The 21,102-nt window shown below is 34.9% G+C and carries 18 protein-coding genes and 1 tRNA gene; 11 read left to right on the top strand and 8 right to left on the bottom strand.

The genetic code is table 11. The features are described 5' to 3' along the window. Nucleotides 1-26: 26 nt before the first annotated feature. Nucleotides 27-686 (bottom strand): CBS domain-containing protein, encoded by a 660-nt coding sequence (locus ICJ84_RS12585; protein WP_188216754.1) that lies wholly within the window; start codon nucleotides 684-686, stop codon nucleotides 27-29. 90 nt (nucleotides 687-776) lie between these two features. Here ICJ84_RS12585 and ICJ84_RS12580 point away from each other — a divergent pair, with 90 nt between their 5' ends. From ICJ84_RS12580 to clpX, 7 genes are all read left to right on the top strand, one after another. Further along, complete coding sequence (locus ICJ84_RS12580; protein WP_188216753.1) at nucleotides 777-1,493, top strand: pyridoxine 5'-phosphate synthase; 717 nt, start codon at nucleotides 777-779, stop codon at nucleotides 1,491-1,493. A gap of 6 nt (nucleotides 1,494-1,499) precedes the next feature. Then, nucleotides 1,500-2,264: an alpha/beta fold hydrolase gene (locus ICJ84_RS12575; protein WP_188216752.1), complete on the top strand. Its 765-nt coding sequence runs from the start codon at nucleotides 1,500-1,502 to the stop codon at nucleotides 2,262-2,264. A gap of 127 nt (nucleotides 2,265-2,391) precedes the next feature. Further along, nucleotides 2,392-3,453 (top strand): hypothetical protein, encoded by a 1,062-nt coding sequence (locus ICJ84_RS12570; RefSeq protein ID WP_188216751.1) that lies wholly within the window; start codon nucleotides 2,392-2,394, stop codon nucleotides 3,451-3,453. Nucleotides 3,454-3,505: 52 nt separating this feature from the next. Further along, the gene (locus ICJ84_RS12565; RefSeq protein ID WP_188216750.1) at nucleotides 3,506-3,847 is read left to right on the top strand and encodes a phage holin family protein; all 342 of its coding nucleotides are present in this window, start codon (nucleotides 3,506-3,508) and stop codon (nucleotides 3,845-3,847) included. Between the two features lie 234 nt (nucleotides 3,848-4,081). Next, nucleotides 4,082-5,416: a trigger factor gene (tig, locus tag ICJ84_RS12560; protein ID WP_188216749.1), complete on the top strand. Its 1,335-nt coding sequence runs from the start codon at nucleotides 4,082-4,084 to the stop codon at nucleotides 5,414-5,416. A gap of 164 nt (nucleotides 5,417-5,580) precedes the next feature. Beyond that, a complete protein-coding gene (gene clpP / locus ICJ84_RS12555) occupies nucleotides 5,581-6,258 on the top strand; it encodes an ATP-dependent Clp endopeptidase proteolytic subunit ClpP (RefSeq protein ID WP_188216748.1) in 678 nt (225 codons plus the stop codon). Between the two features lie 73 nt (nucleotides 6,259-6,331). Further along, nucleotides 6,332-7,564, top strand: coding sequence for an ATP-dependent Clp protease ATP-binding subunit ClpX (gene clpX, locus ICJ84_RS12550; protein WP_188216747.1), 1,233 nt, complete (start codon nucleotides 6,332-6,334; stop codon nucleotides 7,562-7,564). A 233-nt stretch (nucleotides 7,565-7,797) separates the two neighbouring features. Here the strand turns inward: clpX and ICJ84_RS12545 are convergent, their stop codons facing one another. Continuing rightward, a complete protein-coding gene (locus ICJ84_RS12545) occupies nucleotides 7,798-9,315 on the bottom strand; it encodes a GH3 auxin-responsive promoter family protein (protein ID WP_188216746.1) in 1,518 nt (505 codons plus the stop codon). Between the two features lie 137 nt (nucleotides 9,316-9,452). On the opposite strand from ICJ84_RS12545, the gene ICJ84_RS12540 reads away from it, so the two are divergent. Next, nucleotides 9,453-10,247, top strand: a complete 795-nt coding sequence (locus ICJ84_RS12540; RefSeq protein ID WP_188216745.1) for a DUF2797 domain-containing protein — start codon at nucleotides 9,453-9,455, stop codon at nucleotides 10,245-10,247. A 55-nt stretch (nucleotides 10,248-10,302) separates the two neighbouring features. On the opposite strand, the gene rpsU is transcribed toward ICJ84_RS12540, so the two are convergent. The 4 genes from rpsU to ICJ84_RS12520 all read right to left on the bottom strand — a co-directional run bounded on the left by rpsU (nucleotide 10,303) and on the right by ICJ84_RS12520 (nucleotide 15,108). Further along, nucleotides 10,303-10,497 carry a 30S ribosomal protein S21 gene (gene rpsU, locus ICJ84_RS12535; protein WP_188216744.1) on the bottom strand — a complete coding sequence of 65 codons (195 nt, stop codon included), beginning with the start codon at nucleotides 10,495-10,497 and terminating at the stop codon, nucleotides 10,303-10,305. 32 nt (nucleotides 10,498-10,529) lie between these two features. After that, entirely contained in the window at nucleotides 10,530-11,393 is an 864-nt protein-coding gene (locus tag ICJ84_RS12530) for a sigma-70 family RNA polymerase sigma factor (protein WP_188216743.1), read from the bottom strand. A gap of 219 nt (nucleotides 11,394-11,612) precedes the next feature. After that, nucleotides 11,613-14,282 carry an AsmA-like C-terminal region-containing protein gene (locus tag ICJ84_RS12525; RefSeq protein ID WP_188216742.1) on the bottom strand — a complete coding sequence of 890 codons (2,670 nt, stop codon included), beginning with the start codon at nucleotides 14,280-14,282 and terminating at the stop codon, nucleotides 11,613-11,615. 121 nt (nucleotides 14,283-14,403) lie between these two features. Next, on the bottom strand, nucleotides 14,404-15,108 hold the full coding sequence (locus ICJ84_RS12520; RefSeq protein WP_188216741.1) for a queuosine precursor transporter: 705 nt from the start codon (nucleotides 15,106-15,108) through the stop codon (nucleotides 14,404-14,406). Between the two features lie 71 nt (nucleotides 15,109-15,179). Between ICJ84_RS12520 and folK the strand changes: the two genes are divergently transcribed. After that, entirely contained in the window at nucleotides 15,180-16,310 is a 1,131-nt protein-coding gene (gene folK, locus ICJ84_RS12515; RefSeq protein WP_188216740.1) for a 2-amino-4-hydroxy-6-hydroxymethyldihydropteridine diphosphokinase, read from the top strand. A 674-nt stretch (nucleotides 16,311-16,984) separates the two neighbouring features. On the opposite strand, the gene ICJ84_RS12510 is transcribed toward folK, so the two are convergent. Continuing rightward, nucleotides 16,985-17,647 carry a class I SAM-dependent methyltransferase gene (locus ICJ84_RS12510; RefSeq protein ID WP_188216739.1) on the bottom strand — a complete coding sequence of 221 codons (663 nt, stop codon included), beginning with the start codon at nucleotides 17,645-17,647 and terminating at the stop codon, nucleotides 16,985-16,987. After that, nucleotides 17,640-18,173: an RNA methyltransferase gene (locus tag ICJ84_RS12505; protein ID WP_188216738.1), complete on the bottom strand. Its 534-nt coding sequence runs from the start codon at nucleotides 18,171-18,173 to the stop codon at nucleotides 17,640-17,642. Before ICJ84_RS12505 ends, ICJ84_RS12510 begins: the two co-directional genes overlap by 8 nt. Before the next feature lie 125 nt (nucleotides 18,174-18,298). Here ICJ84_RS12505 and mutS point away from each other — a divergent pair, with 125 nt between their 5' ends. Beyond that, entirely contained in the window at nucleotides 18,299-20,911 is a 2,613-nt protein-coding gene (gene mutS / locus ICJ84_RS12500; protein WP_188216737.1) for a DNA mismatch repair protein MutS, read from the top strand. A gap of 118 nt (nucleotides 20,912-21,029) precedes the next feature. Then, nucleotides 21,030-21,101, top strand: a tRNA-Gly gene (locus tag ICJ84_RS12495). The last annotated feature ends 1 nt before the right edge of the window (nucleotide 21,102 follow it).

Here is a 21,102-nt window from a genome sequence, read left to right as displayed (position 1 = left end):
AAAAAGTTCAACTTCTAATAAAAAGGTTAAATATTAAGATATTTATTAAGGTAATCCGATCGTTCTTTCAGGCTTTCCAGATAGCGGTCTTCGTCATGACCAGAAACCACATTATAGCTATATCTTCTAAAGGTTTGTATAATGTCGCTTATACCTCCAGTACTTATTTTTAAGGTAATTTGAATTAAATCGGAATTCATTTTAGAGACAAAAGCACCCAGAAGTCTACCGTTGTTTGATTCAACAATCTGACTCACTTCACTAAATGAATAATCGTTAATGCCTTTTTCAATAACGACAACACCGCCAGCTTCAGAGAAAAATGGCGACTCGTTAAACAGGCTGATGACGTCATTTAATTCATAATACCCTAAATATCTGTTGTCGGCACCCAAAACAGGCATGATGTTCGTATTGTTAATAGCAAAAGCTTCCAGAACGTCTAGCCAAAGTGTGGTGTCGCGAACATAGAAATCTTCTAAAGTGTATCGGTAATCGTTAACGGTTTTATCGCTTTCTACACAATGCGCATCGGTTTCAGAAAAACAACCTAAATACGTGTTGTTATCGTCCTGAATAGGAAGGTGAGACCATGTTAATTGGTTAAACAGCTCCTGTAACTCACTAATTTTACTATTGTAATTTAGCGGTTTTACATCGTTAATTATGTATTGTGATAAATTCATTATCTTACGTTTATACCTATGCAAATTAATCAAAAAAAAAGTACATAAGCCTGTTCTACTTTGTATTTTTGTCTTTTAAAACAGCAATACATGACAAAGCTAAGTGTAAATATTAATAAGATAGCAACGTTAAGAAACTCCAGAGGAGGTGATGTACCTAATGTGGTTCAATTTGCAAAAGATGTTCAGGAGTTTGGCGCCGAAGGTGTTACTATTCATCCAAGACCAGACGAACGTCATATTCGTTACCAGGATGCGCGTGATTTAAAATCAGTGGTGTATACCGAATATAATATTGAAGGAAATCCTGTAAAATCATTTGTAGATTTGGTTTTAGAGGTGAGGCCAACGCAAGTAACTTTAGTGCCAGATGCCGAAGATGCTATTACTAGTAACGCAGGTTGGGATACTATCAAACATAAAGATTTTTTAATCGATGTGATTAGTGAATTCCAAAGAAATAATATACGTACCTCTATTTTTGTCGATCCGGTTTTAGAGCAAATTGAAGGCGCCAAAGAAACAGGGACCGATAGAATTGAATTATATACAGAAGATTTTGCGCATCAATACGGTTTAGGCAACGAAAGCGCCATTAAACCTTATGCCGATTGTGCCGAGTTAGCTAATCAATTAGGGTTAGGTGTTAATGCCGGACACGATTTGTCTTTAGATAATATAAAGTTCTTTAGCGAGAACATTCCAGGATTGTTAGAAGTATCTATAGGGCATGCTCTGGTTGCTGAAAGTTTATATTTAGGTGTAGAGAATGTTATTCAAATGTATTTACGAAAGCTGAAAAAATAAGCAGGCATGGTATTACACTCAAATATAGTAGGCGAAGGAAAACCATTTGTCATTCTTCATGGATTTTTAGGTATGGGCGATAACTGGAAAACATTGGGAATGCAGTTTGCAGAGCAAGGATTTCAGGTGCATATGGTAGACCAGCGTAATCACGGACATAGTTTTCATGATGATGATTTTAGTTATGAGGTTTTGGTTGAAGATTTAAAGCAGTATTGCGAAGTGCACCAAGTAGAGCAGATGGTTTTGCTTGGGCATTCTATGGGAGGAAAAACCGCTATGTTATTCGCTACAAAATATCCGGAGATGGTTGCCAAATTAATTGTTGCTGATATATCACCTCGTTTCTATCCAGTACATCACGATGCTATTTTAAACGGATTAAGTGCGTTGAATTTTGATGAAGTGAAAAGTCGCGGTCAGGCCGATAAAGTGTTAGCCGAGTATGTGTCCGATATGGGAACACGTCAGTTTTTATTGAAAAACCTTTATTGGATAGAAAAAGGTCGCTTAGCTTTACGTATGAATATTAACGTGTTGAAAGAAGAAGTTGCCGAAGTTGGCGAGCCCTTACCAAGCTATGCTACTTTTGATGGTGATACCTTGTTTTTGCGTGGCGATCGCTCAGAATATATTGGTGTGGATGATGAACCAATTATTAAGCGTCATTTTCCAAAAGCCGAGATTGTAACCATAGCTAATGCAGGCCATTGGTTACATGCCGAAAATCCAACCGATTTTTTTGATGCGGTGATGACCTTTGTGAATTAAGAATATTAAAAATAGATTAGAATAAGGTTTCTGAATATCATTTTGGTATCAGGAACCTTTTTTATATTTTAGGTTTGTCGCTAAGGAAAAATCTTATATTTGCTTATTGATAAATTAAAAATTTACAATGAAATACTTACTTATGTTGGCTTTTGCTTGCTCCACATTAATAGCAAATGCCCAAACAAATCACCCAAACGGCCACTTTAAAGAATACTATGATAATGGTCAATTAAAGCAAGAAGGCTTTTATAAGAATGATAAAAAAATTAGTGTCTGGAAAACGTATTACGACAATGGGCAACTTTTAGAAGTTAACGTGAATGATAATAACGGAAAGTTTACGGGCATGAAACGAGAATATTCAAAAGAAGGTGTTATTCTAAAAGAAACAAAAAATGACGTAGAAGGTAGATTGACAACTTATGAGTATGATGAAAATGGGACCTTGTTTTGTTCCGTAGAAATTAAAGAGATAAATAATAAGGGACGATTTGTTTGGTCTGGACCTTATAAAGAATATTATAAAAACGGAGTTTTAAAAGTTGAAAGTCATTATGATAATTATGAACTTAATGGACTTTGGAAACAGTTTTATGAAACAGGAGAGTTGGAATGGGAAGTTCGTTATGTTGATGGTTATAAGCAATGGGAATATACGCAGTATTCTAAAAATAAAAAACTGAAAGTAAAAGGTACACATGAATTTGATGTGAAAACCAACACTGAAACTAGATTTGATTCTTTAGGAAATGTAGTTAATACTTTCAAATTTAAAAATGGAGTTTTGAAGAAAACAACAGGAGTTGGTAATTTAAAAGAAGTTGAAGTGCCAGATGGGGTTTTCCAAAGAGTTCCTGTTTATCCCGGATGTGAAAATGCACTTGCAAACCATGGGAAGAAAAGGTGTATGTCTGAAAATGTATCTGCCTTTATTTCTGAAAAATTTAATACTTCTTTTGTAAAGGATACGGGCTTGAATGGAGTACAAAAGATATACATCATTTTTAAAATAGACAAAAAAGGTAATGTAATTGATATACAAGCCAAAGCGAAACACAAGGCGCTAGAATCTGAGGCGATAAGAGTTGTTGCTCTTTTACCAAAAATAAAACCCGGATTGGTAAGAAGTAAACCCGTTACAGTGCCATTTTCATTACCAATTAGTCTTGTGATTAGAGGTAATTAAGTGGGTTTTATTTCTCATATAATTCGTATATTTCATAACTAACACTTTAATTATGAAAACAATAATCAGAATTTTAATTAACGCAATCGCGGTATTGGTCATATCGCAAATTTTATCCGGAGTTCATGTTGAAAACTATGTTACAGCAATTATAGTAGCCATTGTTTTGGCCTTACTAAATTTGTTTGTAAAACCACTTTTGGTATTATTCACATTGCCGGCAACCATTTTAACTTTAGGGTTATTCTTATTAATTATTAATGGTTTAATAATTTATTTGGCGGGAGAATTTGTAAGCGGATTTAGTTTAGATGGCTTTTGGTGGGCTGTGTTATTCAGTTTGCTGTTATCCATTTTACAATCAATACTTCAGTCGGTTTTAAAAGACGAATAAAAGCTACAGAAACAGCTGTCGATTTCGGTTTTTTATAAGAGTAAATGTGTTAAAAACGAACAACTTGACACTTTAGATAAATAATAAAGGAAATCACATAAAATCAAGCAATTAAAAACTTTGTCGGGTGGTAAAAATATTGTATTTTTGCCACCCGATTTTAGTTACATAATTTCAGGTTTTATCAAAAACCTGTTTTGTTAAATGCCTGATTAGGCTTTATATCATTTAAAAATGAATATTACAAGAGAAAACGTTGATGCATTAAATGCTGTAGTAAAAGTAGATATCGCCAAAGAAGATTATAGCGATAAAGTAGAAAAAATATTATCAGATTACCGTAAAACAGCTAACATTCCTGGATTTAGAAAAGGACACGTGCCAATGGGAATGGTAAAAAAGCAATATGGTAAAGCTGTATTAGTTGACGAAGTAAACAAATTATTACAAGACGCTTTAAACAAATATTTAACTGAAGAGAAGTTAGATGTTTTAGGACAACCACTACCTAAGCCACAAGATAACATCGATTGGGACGCTGATACATTTTCTTTTGAATTCGAATTAGGATTAGCTCCTGAATTTGAAGTAAACGTAGCTAGCAACGAGCCTATCGTTCAATATAACATCATTGCAGATGACAAAATGCTTGACGACCAAGTAGCTAACATCCAAAAGCAATACGGTAAATTAGTATCTCAAAATGAGGTTACTGCCGATAGCGAAATTACTGGAGTTTACAGAAACGAAGAGCGTGAAATCGAAAATAAAGTAAACCTTACTTTAGAAAGATTTGCAGGTGATGCGACTGAAAAATTATTCATTGGAGCTAAAGTAGGTGATGTTATTACATTACAAACTAAAGGACTTTTTGATGATGAACATGATTTAATGCACGCTTTAAAATTAGGTCACGATGAGGTTCACGGTTTAGATATCGAAGTAACATTTACTATCGAAGAAATCAACACCCGTGAGTTAGCTGAGTTAGATCAGGAATTATTTGATAAACTTTTCGGAAAAGACGTTGTAAAATCGGTAACTGAATTAAAAGAAAAAATTAAAGAAGACGCTGAAAAGCAATTCGCTCAACAAGCAGATCAAAAACTTTTAAATGATGTTACTGAGTATTTAGTTGAAAATACAAAGTTTGATTTACCAGCTGAGTTCTTACAAAAATGGATTCAACAAACATCAAACGAAGAGCAATCTTTAGATAACGATCAGGCTAAAGAAGAATATGAGAAGTCTGAAAAAGGAATCCGTTACCAATTAATCGAGAGCAAGTTAATCGTAGATAATGATATCAAAGTAACTATGGATGATATCAAAAATCACGCAAAAGACATGATTAAGGCGCAAATGGCTCAATTTGGTCAATTAAATCCTTCAGATAAAGAACTAGAAGATATTGCTGCTCGTGTATTATCTAGTCAGGATGAAGCACGTCGTATTTCAGAGCAATTAATCTCTCAAAAATTATTAGCACTTTACAAAGAGAAAGCTAATATTGAAGTTAAAGAATTAAGTTACGAAGACTTTGTAAAAGAAGTTTACGGCGATAAATAATCATTTATCTTATAAAGAATAAATGCGTATATTTAGGCGCTAGAATTAACTGATTCTAGCGCCTAATTTGTTGATAAAACACTGTTGTTTTTAAACAAGAATAAATCGTCATTTTAGGTTCAATATTAAAACTTAAGGATTTAACCTCAATAATAAAGTACACTATGGATTACGCAAAAGAATTCGAAAAATTCGCGATAAAAGATCAAGGAATTAGCAGTACATACTACAACAAAATTATTAGCAGTATGTATCCAACCAATTTAACGCCAAACATTATTGAAGAGCGCCAAATGAACATCGCTATTTTCGATGTGTTCTCGCGTTTAATGATGGATCGTATTATCTTTTTAGGAACGGGAATTAACGATCAGGTGGCTAATATCATTCAGGCGCAATTACTGTTTTTAGAAAGCACCGATGCTAATAAAGACATTCAAATATACATCAACTCTCCAGGAGGTAGCGTTTACGCTGGTTTAGGTATTTACGATACCATGCAGTTTATTAAGCCAGATGTAGCCACTATTTGTACTGGTATGGCGGCATCTATGGGGGCGGTATTGTTATGTGCCGGAGCGAAAGGAAAACGCAGTGGTTTAACGCACTCTCGTGTCATGATTCACCAACCGTTAGGAGGTGCTCAAGGTCAGGCGAGTGATATCGAAATTACTGCGAGAGAGATTTTAATTTTAAAAGAAGAACTTTACAATATTATTAGTAAGCACTCTGGTCAGGATTACGACAAAGTATATGCCGATAGTGACAGAGATTACTGGATGAAAGCCGATAAGGCTAAAGAATACGGTATGATTGACGAAATTTTGGTGCGAACTAAATAAAAAATTGTAATTTTAACGAATTGTTATAGAGGGATTTATAGAATATTTTTCTCCCGAAAATAGGTAAGATTTAATGGCAAAAGAAGAATTAGAATGTTCGTTTTGTGGTAGGAAAAAGCCAGAAACCAATTTATTAATAGCTGGTTTAGATGCGCACATCTGTGACAGATGTATCGAGCAGGCGCATGGTATTGTTTTAGAAGAATCTAAACAAAGTGATACAAGCGACTTATCAGCCGAGTTAAAGCTGCGTAAGCCTCAACAAATAAAAGCGTTTTTAGACGAATATATTATTGGGCAAAACACAACCAAAAAAGTAATGTCTGTGGCGGTGTACAACCACTACAAACGATTATTACAACCAACAACCAACGACGATATTGATATTCAAAAGAGTAATATCATTATGGTTGGGCAAACCGGTACAGGTAAAACATTAATGGCAAAAACCATTGCCAGAATGTTGAATGTACCATTAGCGATTGTTGATGCTACCGTATTAACTGAAGCAGGTTATGTTGGTGAAGATGTTGAAAGTATTTTAACCCGTTTACTACAGGCAGCCGATTATAATTTAGAACGCGCTGAAAAAGGGATCGTTTTTATTGATGAAATTGATAAGATTGCACGTAAGAGCGATAACCCATCCATTACACGTGATGTGTCTGGTGAAGGGGTTCAGCAGGCCTTATTAAAACTCTTGGAAGGTACCGTGGTTAACGTGCCGCCAAAAGGGGGGCGTAAACATCCGGATCAAAAATTCATCGAAGTAAATACAGAGAATATCTTATTTATCGCCGGTGGAGCTTTCGATGGTATCGAGCGTGTAATTTCTAAACGTTTGAATATGCAGGCTGTTGGATATAGTGCATCTATGTCTGATGATGTCGTAGATCAGGATCACTTACTTCAGTATATTATTCCAAAAGACTTAAAAGATTTTGGTTTAATTCCTGAAATTATTGGTCGTTTACCAGTATTAACTTATATGGATCCGTTAGATGCTGAAACCTTAAGAGCCATTTTAACTGAACCTAAAAATGCGATTATCAAACAATACCAAAAGCTATTCACAATGGACGATATCGATTTTTCGATTACCGATGGTGCTTTAGGATATATTGTTGATAAAGCCATTGAATATAAGTTAGGAGCACGTGGTTTACGTTCGTTATGCGAAGAGATTTTAACAGATGCTATGTTTGAATTACCAAGTAGCGACGAAAAAGTACTTAACGTAACTAAGGCTTATGCTGAAGAAAAATTAACAAAAACGGCTTTAAAGAAACTAAAAGCAGTTTCTTAAGACTTCAATAATTTACTCATAAAAAAACCACGCGAATAGCGTGGTTTTTTATTTTTTATGGATATTAATTAATATAAGGGTATATACTTTTGTAACGTTTTGTTTTCAAATTTTAAATAAATATAGACTTATTAACAACCTGTGCAAAACTCTTTTTAGTCTTTTAGATTATAAGATGAAATACTCGACTAAAGACTTTGGGTAAAACATTTCATCGGTTATTTTGGTAAATCCTAACACGCATTCAGTTTTAATAATTCTTCCAAATAATCACGAGTATTTGATAGACGAGGGACTTTATGTTGCCCGCCTAATTTATTGTTTTGTTTTAGCCAGTCGTAAAACAGGTTTTCGCGAGCCACATTAATTTTTGGCTTGTTAAGGGTGATGTTGTTAAAGCGTTTCGCTTCGTAATCCGAGTTTAAAGATTTTAAGGCATCATCAAATAGCTCGTTAAACTGATTGATATTTTTCGGGTGTCGTTTAAACTCAATTAGCCATTCATGCGCACCTTTTTCTTTACCTTCCATAAAAACCGGGGCTGCAGTGAAATCTACAATTTCCGCTTCGGTGTCTTTGCAGACTTTTTTTAAAGCACTTTCGGCATTTTCAATAATCAGTTCTTCGCCAAAAACATTAATATGGTGTTTGGTGCGTCCTGATATTTTTACACGATATGGGCTTAGTGAGGTAAAACGAACGGTATCTCCAACTTTATAACGCCATAATCCGGCGTTTGTGGTTATAATAACGGCATAGTTTTTATGTAACTCCACCTCACTTAAAGGAATGGCTTTTTCTTCGGAAGTGGCATAAACATCCATAGGAATAAATTCATAAAAAATACCATAATCCAGCATCAGTAGTAATTCGTTAGAATCGTTTTGATCCTGAATGGCGAAGAAACCTTCCGAAGCGTTGTAAATCTCGTAATATTTAAAGCCGCTTTTCGGTAGGATACTTTTATATTGATCGACATAAGGTGTAAAGCTTACGCCGCCGTGAAAATAGACTTCTAAATTGGGCCAGACCTCGTGTAAATTACCTTTTCCTGTGGTTTCTAAAACGTTGTTTAAAAGCACTAACATCCAGGACGGTACACCGGCAAGACTGGTGACATTCTCGTATCGCGTTTCATCAACAATGGCCTGCATTTTATGTTCCCAATCGCTCATTAAGGATACTTTGTTGCATGGCGTGCTGCTAAATTCGGCCCAAAAAGGCATATTATCAATCAAAATCGCCGACAAGTCACCGAAGATGGTGCCGTTTTCTTTATATAATTGTTTGCTTCCGCCTAAGCGTAAACTCTTCCCAGTAAAAAGCTGAGATTCCTCATTGTTGTTGAGGTACATGCAAAGCAAATCCTTGCTTGCTGCATAATGACAATCTTCAAGAGATTCTTCGCTAACCGGAATAAATTTACTTTTAGCACGTGTGGTACCACTTGATTTGGCATACCATTTTATTGGCGTTGGCCAAAATAAATTGGTTTGACCTTTCATTGAACGTTCAATAACATCCTGCCAACCATCATAGTTTTTAATAGGAACGCGCTCTGTAAAGGTTTTGTAATTTTTTATGGAAGCAAAATCGTATTGTTTACCAATTTCAGTGTCTTTTGCAAAATCTAAAAGACTTAATAGTAATTCGTTTTGAACCTCGTTAGGGTATTTTAAAAACAACTCTATTTGATGGAACCGTTTTTTTAAAAACCAGGAAGCAATGGAATTGACTATAGTGATTGGCATATTTTGTTATACTAACTTTAAATGCCTAAAATAACATTTTTTTTGTTGAAAAGGGAAAGCAAATTTAAGATTTAGATATTTCGTTTAATTGTTTGTAATTTTGAAGTGAATTACGAAAATCGATAAACACAAAACGAATGACTTACCAAGGGGTTTTAACAAAGATGGAAACGGAATATGCTGCGCCTATTCAGTATTATTTAGTATTTGAAAGCGACTTTATCAACATGAATCAGTTGCTGGAGAAGACCATTTCTATTGAATTTGTTAGATACCAATGTTTGAATTGCGGATTAGATAAACCAATTTATCGTCAGGGGTTTTGTAAAAGTTGTTTTTTTGATGTGCCTCAGGCAGCCGATTGGATTATGCGTCCAGAATTGAGTACGGCACATTTAGGTAAAGAAGATCGAGATTTAGAATATGAAAAGAAAATGCAATTGCAGCCGCATATTGTGTATTTGGCGAATTCCAGTAGTGTAAAAGTTGGGGTGACTAGAAAATCACAGGTGCCAACCCGTTGGATAGATCAAGGGGCACATGAAGCCATTGAAATTGTTGAAGTGCCTAATCGTTATTTGGCTGGAATTACCGAGGTGGCTTTAAAAGATTATGTGTCTGATAAAACCAACTGGCGTACCATGTTGAAAAATGACATTGAAGATGAAAATTTAGTGGAATGGCGCGAGCGTTTAAAGCAATATATCCCTGATGAAGCTAAAGAGTATTTCATTGAGAGTAATTCGGAAACCAATTTAGAGTATCCAGTGCATCAATATCCTTTAAAACCTAAAAGTTTAAATTTAGGAAAAACACCAAGTTATCAGGGAGTGTTAAAAGGAATAAAAGGACAGTATTTAATTTTTGAAGATCAAACCGTCTTTAATGTGCGCAGTAATGAAGGTCTGGTTGTAAACATCACGATTCAATAAATAAAAAAATCACGCTTATAAGGCGTGATTTTTTTAATATCCTGACAGGAACGATTTATATATCTTCCTGGTCTCTTAAGTTTTGGATATATTCCGCCTTTTGGATTTGGCGTCTTCTTTTAACCGATGGTTTTGTGAAAAATTGATTATCTCTCAAGTTTTGCATCACCTTAACGTTTCTGTGTTTACGTTTGTAGCGTTTCAGTGCGCGTTCAATGTTTTCCCCTTCTTTAATTTCAATTCTTAACATATAGTTTATTTATAGAGTGAGTGTATTCAGGACTATCCCAAATACGTTTTTAAAATTTTACTTTTTGATGTATGCTTTAATCTTCTGATGCCTTTTTCTCTTATCTGGCGAACGCGCTCGCGTGTTAAATCGAACGTTTTTCCTATTTCGTCTAAACTCATTGGCGGTTGATTGCTCAATCCAAAATTTAAACGAATAATGTCGCTTTCTTTTTGCGATAAAGTATCTAAGGCTCTGTTTATTTCTGTACTTAACGATTCATTCATTAAGTATCTATCCGGGTTTGGCGAATCGCCTGCCGAAACCACATCATATAAATTTGAGGTTTCGCCTTCTTTTAATGGTGCATCCATGGATAGGTGGCGTCCGGAATTCTTCATGGATTGTTTAACATCGTTAACGGTTAAATCTAATTCCTGAGCAATTTCTTCGGCGCTGGGAGCACGCTCGTGCGTTTGTTCTAAAAACGAATAGGCTTTATTAATTTTATTAATCGAGCCAATTTTGTTCAAAGGTAATCTAACTATTCGAGATTGTTCGGCTAAAGCCTGAAGAATTGCTTGTCGAATCCACCAAACAGCATACGAAATGAACTTAAAACCACGTGTTTCGTCAAAGCGCTTGGCCGCTTTTACCAGTCCGGCATTCCCTTCATTAATTAAATCGGGTAGGGTAAGCCCTTGATTCTGGTATTGTTTAGCCACCGAAACAACAAAGCGTAAATTGGCTGTGGTTAGCCGGTCTTGTGCTACCTGATCGCCTTGTTTGATACGTTGTGCCAATTCCACTTCTTCATCTGCTGTAATCAGTGGAATTTTGCTAATATCCTGCAAGTATTTGTCAAGGGATTTAGACTCTCTGTTGGTGACTTGTTTTGTAATTTTAAGTTGCCTCATTGATGCTGCTTTTCTTTTTAAAATATTGTATATCTACATTATAGTATTTTAATTGAAAAAAGCAAGGATACTCACATTTCTTTAACATAAATAGCCTTGTTTTGAGTGAAATACGTTGTTTTTCGTGAAAATGAAGTCGATTTTAGATAGTTTTATAGAAAATCAATAAAAAAGGCTCGTTTAAAAAACGAGCCTTTTTGAAATCTATCTTTATAAATTTTAGTTCAACGTATCTGTTTTTTTCTTTTTACCTCCCAGAAGTCCGCCTAACACATTTTTTACATTTTCTTTAATCTGGTCTTGTGAGGTTGTTTTAGTTTCTGTTTCTGAAACTGTTGTTGAATCGGTACTAGTTGTGGTTTTTGTTGTGGTGCTACTTCCGGTTAATCCGCCAAGTAAATTATTCAATTCGTTTTTGCCTTGACCGATTAATTTTTGTTTTTGAATTTCGGTTAGCTGACTCGTTAAATTTTTTACACCACTTGTTAAGTCGGTTGATACTTTTGGATCAGTGTAACTACCGGAAATATTTGCTGTGATTGGCACAGTTATATCATTGACTTTGCTATCGTTAATACTACTGATTAATTTGTTAACATCGCTTCCTAAATATTTAGCAGGTACATTGAATATCGCGTTGTAAGCCATGGTTTTATCGAATCCGTGAGATCCAGAAACTTCAATGGCAATATCCTGATATTTAAAAGTGAATGGTTTCACGCTAACTTTTCCATTGGCAAATTCTAAATAGGCTTTCAAATCGTTAAAGCTGAATTTGTCAAAATCTATAAAATTTAATGAGCTTTCCAGTTTATTTAAAACCTGTGCGTTTTGGGGCTCTACTTTTGTCGTTAATAATTCCGCGGCAGCGTCACCAAAAAGGGTATTCAGGTTTGGAGTGAAATCCTGTGTTAAATCACCTTTCAAATTTAATTTGGTGTTTAGTTTTCCTTGTAATGCTTTAGCAATAGGGGCAATACTTTGAAACATATCTAAGCCGGCGAAAGATTCGGCGATATCAAAATTTTCGGCACCCAAATCTAAGTTAAATGTAGGAGTGTCGTTTTTGGTTGATACGTTACCAGACAGGGCTAAATTACCATTAAATAGTTTGGATGTTAAATTATTTAATGTGGCTTGCTGGTCTTTAATAACCAGTGCGCCTTTAACATCTTTCAGTTTTAAATTGTCGTAGGTTACATTCGCTGCATTGGCGTTGATGGTACAATCTAAAAACGCAGGAATTTTTAAGGTTTCAGTGTTGCTTGCTGTGCTTGTGGTCGTGGTTTCGGTTTGTTCCTGAGCAGGTGTTTCTTCATCTGCAGTCATAAAATCACTTAACACAAAATTATTTGAGTTTACGTTGAAGTTTCCTTTCAAAGTGCCATCGCTCAATAAAAATCCAAGTAGGTTATTTATAGAACCGTTGGCATTTATATCACTACTTCCTGTAGTTGCATTAAAATTATTGAGCGTTACGGTAGATGGATTAAACGTCATATCGGCTTTTGAAATGCTCACCGGATTGGCCAATTCTTGGGAAGCAAATTTAAATTCGGAAACACTCATGGTGCCGGAACTCTTTATGCGCTCGTAAGCATTGGTTTCAATAGCATTCATGTCGAAAGCTGTATGGATATTAGCTTTTAAAATACCACTTAATTCCTGATCTAATTCTAAAGGATAGGCTTGGGTTAAATTTCCTAAATTCAGAGTGCCGTCAACACTAGCATTCACCAACATGTTTTTGGTTAAATTTTTAATCGTTGCAGAGGATTTAAAAATGTCGTTGTCTATTTTAAAGTTCAGCGTGTTAATATTTACATAGGTATCATCAACATAACCTGTTTCATTTTTAATTTCGGTGTTGATGATAATATTTTCAACCGATTTAGGTAGATCCGGATATTTAAATGAAGCGTTATTAGAGGTGATGCTAATGTCTAAAGTAGGGATGGTCTCTTCGGTCACTTTTCCTTTAATAATCCCTTTTACTTTAAAATCGCCTGTGGTTTGTACATTTTCAATACTTTTGGAATAGTTTGCCGGGATAACCGCCAAGAAATCTTTAAATGTAGAACCCGGATTTTCGAAAGTGATGTCTATATCCTGACCTTCTTCAATAAGTTGAACAAAACCATGAAATTCTAAGGGAAGCTGATTAATAAGTGCTTTATTGTCTTTAAACGTGTATTTGCTGTTTTCTATATCTAAATCAATTAAAGCATCCAGTTTGATGTGGTTGTTAGTTAGATAAGCAGTGCTGTCCATGCTAAAACTCACAAGGGCTTCGGTGTTGGTATCCAGTTCAGAAACGGTTCCAGAGAAAGTGCCTTTCCCCTTATGGTTTAATTCGCTGATACTGAATTGTATTTTAGAACCTTCGTCTAAATAATTAAACGCACTGTTATTAATACTGTAGTTTTCAATGTCGAATGCAAAGCTGCTATCACTGCTTGTTTCTGTTTCGGTAGTTGAACCGTCATCTTTTGTAATGTCGTAATTACTTTTGCCCTCCGCGTTTGTTTTCAGGTTAACAAAGGCTTCATCTATAGAAATAGAATTTATGGTTAACGGACCATCTTCAGCACTTTTAAATAATTCCTTCACCGACATAGTAAAGGCCATATTTTTGGTGCTTAATAAGGTTTGGTCTTTAAAGGGCTCAAAATTGGTAATCAGTAAATCGTTCACTTCAACATGGGCTTGCGGGAAACTCTTTAGTAAACTCAAACTTACATCGCTAAACTCGACACGTGCATTTATATTCTGGTTAATAAAGGTTTTAACCATGTCTTTTATCTGACCTTTAAAAGCAAAGGGTAGTGCAATTAAAAGCACTAAAATGATTAGTACAGACAGACCTAAAATTTTAAAAGCTTTCTTCATAAATATGGGGTATTATGTTTTATGAGTAGGTTATAGGTTTAAAAATGAGTTACTTTATATACGCAAATTTCATCAGAAAAGTTTGAAAACAAGCATTTTATTCGTTAAGTTTTCTATAAAATTACAGTAGAAGAATTTCTTCGTTCACCTTTAAGTTAAAGCGTTTTCTAAACAGATAAACGCCTAAATACATAAATGGCGTATCGCACATGGCTATTAAGACTTTAAAAAGGAATCCGGAAAGGATAAGTCCTAAAAAGTTTTCCCAGGAAATGATGTGAAAAACGCACAGTAACCCTACCACAGTAAAGGTATCGACAAATTGAGAAATGAATGTTGAAAAGTTATTTCTAATCCACAAATGTTTGCCTTTAGTTAAACTTTTCCAGTAATGATAAATTTGAATATCAATAAACTGAGCAAAAAGGTAAGCCATCATGCTGGCAAAAACGGCGAGTACGGTATTTCCAAAAACGGTTGTAAACATTTGGTCTCCTACAGGCGACCAGCTGGTGGCTGGTACAATGCTGGACACATAAACTATCAGCAATGAAAATAACGAAGCAAATATACCGGCAACAACGACTTGGTTAGCTCGTTTTTTACCATAAATTTCACTAATTAAATCGGTGATTAAAAAGGTAATGGGGTAAGGCAAAATGCCCACCGAAATTTCAAATAGTTTAGATCCGAAGATTTCAATATCAAACGGATACCAATAAAAAAACTTCTGAAAAATTAAGTTAGACACTACTAAGGAGGTAATAAACAAAGCTCCTAAAAGCATATAAATACGTTGGGCGGCGAGTTTGTCTTTTAAAGTCATGTAATTTGTGAATAAATAGGAATAGTAAATATAAAGTAATAAAATTTGTTTTAGTTATTTTGCCGGTAGTTATGATGCGACCCAAAACATTTCATATTGCTTTAGGCAGCAATAAAGGCGATAGACTTAGTCATTTGCAAAAAGCGGTAAATTTAATTTATCAGCGTATTGGTGCAATTAAGCAGATTTCTAAAGTGTACCAATCACCTGCTTTTGGTTTTGAAAGCGACGACTTTTATAATTGTTGTTTAACGTTGCAAAGCGATTTACAGCCTCAACAGGTTTTAGATATTCTATTGGCAATTGAAATTGAGTTGGGACGCTTACGAACCAATCCGAATGCTTATGAAGCAAGAACCATAGATTTGGATATTATTTTGGTACAAGATGAAGTTATTACAACCGAAACTCTAATCGTGCCACATCCGGAAATGCAAAAGCGTAAGTTCGTGTTGTTGCCGCTTAATGATATAGCATCGAAAGTGGAGCATCCTGTTTTTAAAAAAACGATTAATACATTGTTAGAAGAATGTAATGATGAATCGGTTTTAGAGCCGATAGCTGAGGTTTTGCAAAACCCAAGTGTCGCTTTCGATTTTTCAAAGTATAATTATATTGCTGTTGAAGGTAATATTGGTGCCGGGAAAACAAGTTTGGCAACAAAAATTTCAAACGATTTTAATGCCAAACTGATTTTAGAACGTTTTGCTGATAATCCGTTTTTACCACAGTTTTATAAAGATGCCAGCCGCTATGCATTTCCTTTGGAAATGTCGTTTCTAGCCGACAGGTATCAGCAAATCAGTGACGATTTATCTCAGCTCGATTTGTTTAAAGATTTTATTGTGAGCGATTACGATGTGTTTAAATCGCTTATTTTCTCGAAAGTCACTTTGCAGGAAGATGAGTTTAACCTGTATCGCAAGCTGTTTTACCTGATGTATAAAGAATTGCGTAAGCCCGATTTGTATGTGTATCTCTATCAAAATACTGAACGTTTGCAACAAAATATTAAAAAGCGCGGGCGCGATTACGAACAGAATATTGCCGATGAATATCTTGAAAAAATAAACACTGGCTATATGGATTTTTTAAAAACGCAAAGTGATTTTAACGTAAAAATTATTGATATTTCTAGTAAAGACTTTGTGAATAATCGTGAAGATTATTTGTGGGTGTTACAAGAGATTTTTTCTAATTAACTTTTTGAAAGTGTCAAGTTGTGCGAAGTTAGAATCGTTTTGTTATCAAGTTTTTCGGCGTTTAACATAATTGTATGATTATTGCTCTCATATTCATTTTCATTATCATTGAAATGAAGCATTACGTCAGATTTTAAAGTGACATTTACATGGTTGGTTCCTATTTGTAAAGGTTTATTTAATTGCCAATTGCCTTGAATGGTTTTTGTTGAAGAACCGTCATTAAAAGTGATTTCAGCGGTAAAATCATCATTAAATTTTACTTTCTGAATCTCATTAGTAGTGCCCGAATTGTTTTATAATGTCCAGTTTCCAATGAGTTCACATACAGTTATTGTTGTGTCTTTAGTTTCTTTTTCAATTTGACAGTTTGAAAATAAAGAAATGGCTAAAATAAGTAGGATTGATTTTAATAGTTTCATTATTGATGATGATTTTTGATTGAAAATAAAACATAATAATTCATTTAAGAAACAGCAAGGGTAATAGTAAGAAAATTATTATTTAACAAGTTTAGTATTATTCAGTGTGATTTTCTCATTTGGAAATTTTAACGAGAAAGCTTCAGTATTTTTTATAAAACGGTTGCTCTTACATGAATATCAAGTATATGGTCCTGTGTTTTCTAGTTTTAAAATACTGCGGGAAATGAAAACGTTAGGGTTGCTTGTTAGTCAATATATTTCGTATAAATTGGTTACAATACGTTCCTTCTGGTCATTTACTATGAGTTCACTAAGTTGTTTCTGGTGTTTAATTTTAAAGTTAAAAGGTGCTTCAGTAATACTTATACCACTGTTCTGTTTTAGTCTAATACCTTGGCCAGAAATAATATCTTTGTTTGGGGTGAATTCACCTAAAGGAATGTGTTCGGTTAGAATAATGTATTTATAAGCGTCTAGTTTTTTTATAATGTTTTGAATTTCTGAATTAGATAAATGTTGTAAAACTTGCCTGAGTATAATGCAATCGGCTTTAGGTAGTTGATCTTTTGCGATATCTAAGCACAGAAACTCTAGGTTGTCTATTTTGAATAGCTTTTTGTTTCTGTTAATAAGATTTTCAACAATGTCTATAGCGATATATTTGCTGGAGTACTCAGCAAGGTGTTTACCGATATTAAAATCGCCACAACCTAAATCGCAAACCGTTAATTTCTTATGGTGAGAATTTAAAAATGAAATAACAGCGTTTAAATAAGGATTTATAATCTCTGGATTGTGTGAGCCTTCTCCAGAGTAGAAATCAAATTTTTGTCCACCCCAAAGGTTCATCTCGTATATCTGGTGCATTACCGCTTTGGTAGGCCAAGGTTGTTTTTGTTTTTTACTAGACATTTTTAAGTTTACTAAACACATCCCAAACGACGACACCGCAACTTACCGAAATATTTAAGGAATGTTTTGTGCCATATTGAGGAATTTCAATCACCATGTCACTTGCCGATACCACTTTTTGAGCCACACCTTTGACTTCGTTACCAAAAACTAAAGCGTATTTGGTATTGGCTTCAGGAGTAAAGTCGTTAAGCATGGTGGCGTTTTCAGCCTGTTCGATAGAACAAATTTTAACGTTTTCAGCCTTTAAACGATCAATTAAATCTATAGTGTTTTCAACGTATTCCCAGTCTACGGTATCGGTGCTTCCTAATGCCGTTTTATGAATGTCTTTATGTGGCGGGGTTGCCGTGATGCCGCATAAATAAATCTTTTCAATTAAAAAGGCATCGCTGGTTCTAAAAACCGATCCGATATTATTCAAACTTCTAATGTTGTCTAAGACAATAATGATGGGTGTTTTTTCAACCTGTTTAAAATCTTCAACACTCAATCTGTCTAATTCGCTGTTTTTTAATTTACGCATGATCGTTTTTGATGTCAATATTCTGTAGATAACTTATAGCGTTTCCATATCAAAAACCACTAAAATTATGCTACTTTAGCACTCCTACAATAAAGGCAAAAATAACATTAAAAAACTACTTACCCTTGGCTAAGAACGCAAAAAAAGAAACTCCGTTAATGAAGCAGTACAATAGCATTAAAGCAAAATACCCTGATGCTTTATTGTTATTTCGTGTGGGCGATTTTTATGAAACCTTTGGAGATGATGCCGTAAAAGCAGCCGGAATATTAGGGATTATATTAACAAAACGTGGCGCTGGAAGTGAGACCGAAACCGCTTTGGCCGGATTTCCTCACCATTCCTTAAATACCTATTTGCCTAAATTGGTAAAGGCAGGGCAGCGTGTGGCGATTTGCGATCAGTTGGAAGATCCAAAGCAAACTAAAACCATTGTAAAGCGTGGCGTAACCGAATTGGTAACACCAGGGGTGGCACTAAATGATGAGGTATTGGTGTCTAAATCGAACAATTTTTTGTGTTCGGTGTATTTCGATAAAAAGCAAATTGGTGTGTCATTTTTAGATATTTCTACGGGTGAGTTTTTAACGTCTCAGGGAAATGGCGAGTATGTCGATAAATTGCTTCAGAATTTTAGTCCGAGTGAGGTGTTGGTATCGAAGCAAAAACGCATGTTGTTTAATGAGACCTTCGGAAACGATTTTCATACCTTTTATCTGGAAGACTGGGTGTATCAAACAGATTACGCCTACGAAACTTTAACTAAGCATTTCGATACTAAAACTTTGAAAGGTTTTGGGGTTGAAGATTTGTATGAAGGCATTATTGCATCGGGTTCGATTTTACATTATCTGGCCGAAACACAGCATAATAAATTGCAGCATATTACATCCATTTCCAGAATTGCTGAAGACGATTATGTGTGGATGGATAAGTTTACAATTAGAAATTTAGAGCTTTACAATTCTACAAATAATAATGCGGTAACACTTCTAAATATTATCGATAAAACCATTTCGCCAATGGGTGGGCGTATGTTAAAACGTTGGTTAGCTTTGCCGTTGAAAAACATTGGTAAAATCAAACAGCGCCATGAGGTGGTTGACTATTTAACCAAAGAAGCATCGGTACATCAAAAAATACAAAATCAAATTAAGCATATTGGTGATTTAGAACGTTTAATTTCTAAGACCGCTACAGGAAAGATTAGCCCTCGAGAGGTTATTCAGCTTAAAAATTCGTTGGAAGCTATTGTTCCTATAAAATCGGTAGCGGCTAATAGTTCGAATGAATCGTTGAAAATTATTGGCGACAATCTGCAAAGTTGTGATGTACTTCGTGAAAAAGTTAAGGAGATGCTTAATGAAGATGCGCCGGTAAACATATTAAAAGGAAGTACCATTGCTGCAGGGTTTTCTGCGGAATTAGACGAGCTACGAAATCTGTCTAAATCGGGGAAGGATTATTTGGATGATATGCTCGAACGTGAAAGTCAGCGTACAGGAATTACCTCTTTAAAAATAGCATCGAATAATGTATTTGGGTATTATATTGAAGTACGCAATACACATAAAGATAAAGTGCCGGAAGATTGGATTAGAAAACAAACTTTAGTGAATGCCGAACGTTATATTACTGAAGAATTAAAAGAATATGAAGCTAAAATTTTAGGTGCTGAAGATCGTATATTGGCTATCGAGCAACAGTTGTTTGGGGAGTTAGTGGGCTGGATGAATCAGTATATAAAACCAGTACAACAGAATGCTTTTTTAGTTGGCCAGTTAGATTGTTTGTGTGGTTTTGCTCAATTAGCCAAAGACAATAATTATGTGTACCCAACTATCGAAGAATCATTCGATTTAGAAATTAAAGACGGTCGTCATCCAGTTATTGAAAAGCAATTGCCAATAGGTGAAGCTTATATTTCTAACGATGTATTTTTAGATAGAACCTCTCAGCAAATCATTATGATTACAGGGCCTAACATGTCTGGTAAGTCGGCTATTTTACGTCAAACAGCACTTATTGTGTTGTTGGCGCAAATGGGAAGTTTTGTTCCGGCACAATCAGCCCGTATTGGTTTGGTCGATAAGATTTTTACCAGAGTGGGGGCTAGTGATAATATCTCGATGGGCGAATCGACGTTTATGGTGGAGATGAATGAAACGGCTTCTATTTTGAATAATATTTCAGAACGTAGTTTGGTGTTGTTAGATGAAATTGGTCGTGGTACCAGTACTTACGATGGTATTTCTATTGCTTGGGCAATCAGCGAGTATTTACACGAGCATCCGGCAAAACCAAAAACCTTGTTTGCAACGCACTACCATGAGTTAAATGAAATGACCGAAACCTTTAAACGCATTAAAAACTTTAATGTGTCAGTTAAAGAATTAAAAGACAATGTGTTGTTTTTAAGAAAACTTGTTGAAGGCGGAAGTGAGCATAGTTTTGGTATTCACGTAGCAAAAATGGCAGGTATGCCACAACAGGTTTTACGTCGCGCTAATCAGGTTTTAAAGAAATTAGAGAAATCGCATTCCAGTGAAGAGCTTACCGAGAAGGTGAAGTCTATGGAAAATGAGATGCAATTAAGCTTTTTTAACTTAGACGACCCGTTACTTGAAAATATAAAAGAAGAAATATTAGAAACTGATATTGATACACTTACGCCAGTTGAAGCGTTGATGAAATTAAATGAAATTAAACGCATGTTGGTTAAAAAGAAGCAGGCTTAAAACTTTTTTTATTTTTTTTCGAAAAAAAACTTTGTACTTCTAATAAATGTACTAAATTTGCAACCGCAATCAAGAATTGCATGCCTGTTAAAGCGGGTAACGTTCATAATAAATGACTGCGAAAGTAGCTCAGGGGTAGAGCATCACCTTGCCAAGGTGAGGGTCGCGGGTTCAAATCCCGTCTTTCGCTC

Origin of the sequence: Aestuariibaculum suncheonense, assembly GCF_014596935.1 — a bacterium.
Lineage (GTDB): Bacteria > Bacteroidota > Bacteroidia > Flavobacteriales > Flavobacteriaceae > Aestuariibaculum > Aestuariibaculum suncheonense.
This window is presented reverse-complemented; position numbering and strand designations above follow the sequence as displayed.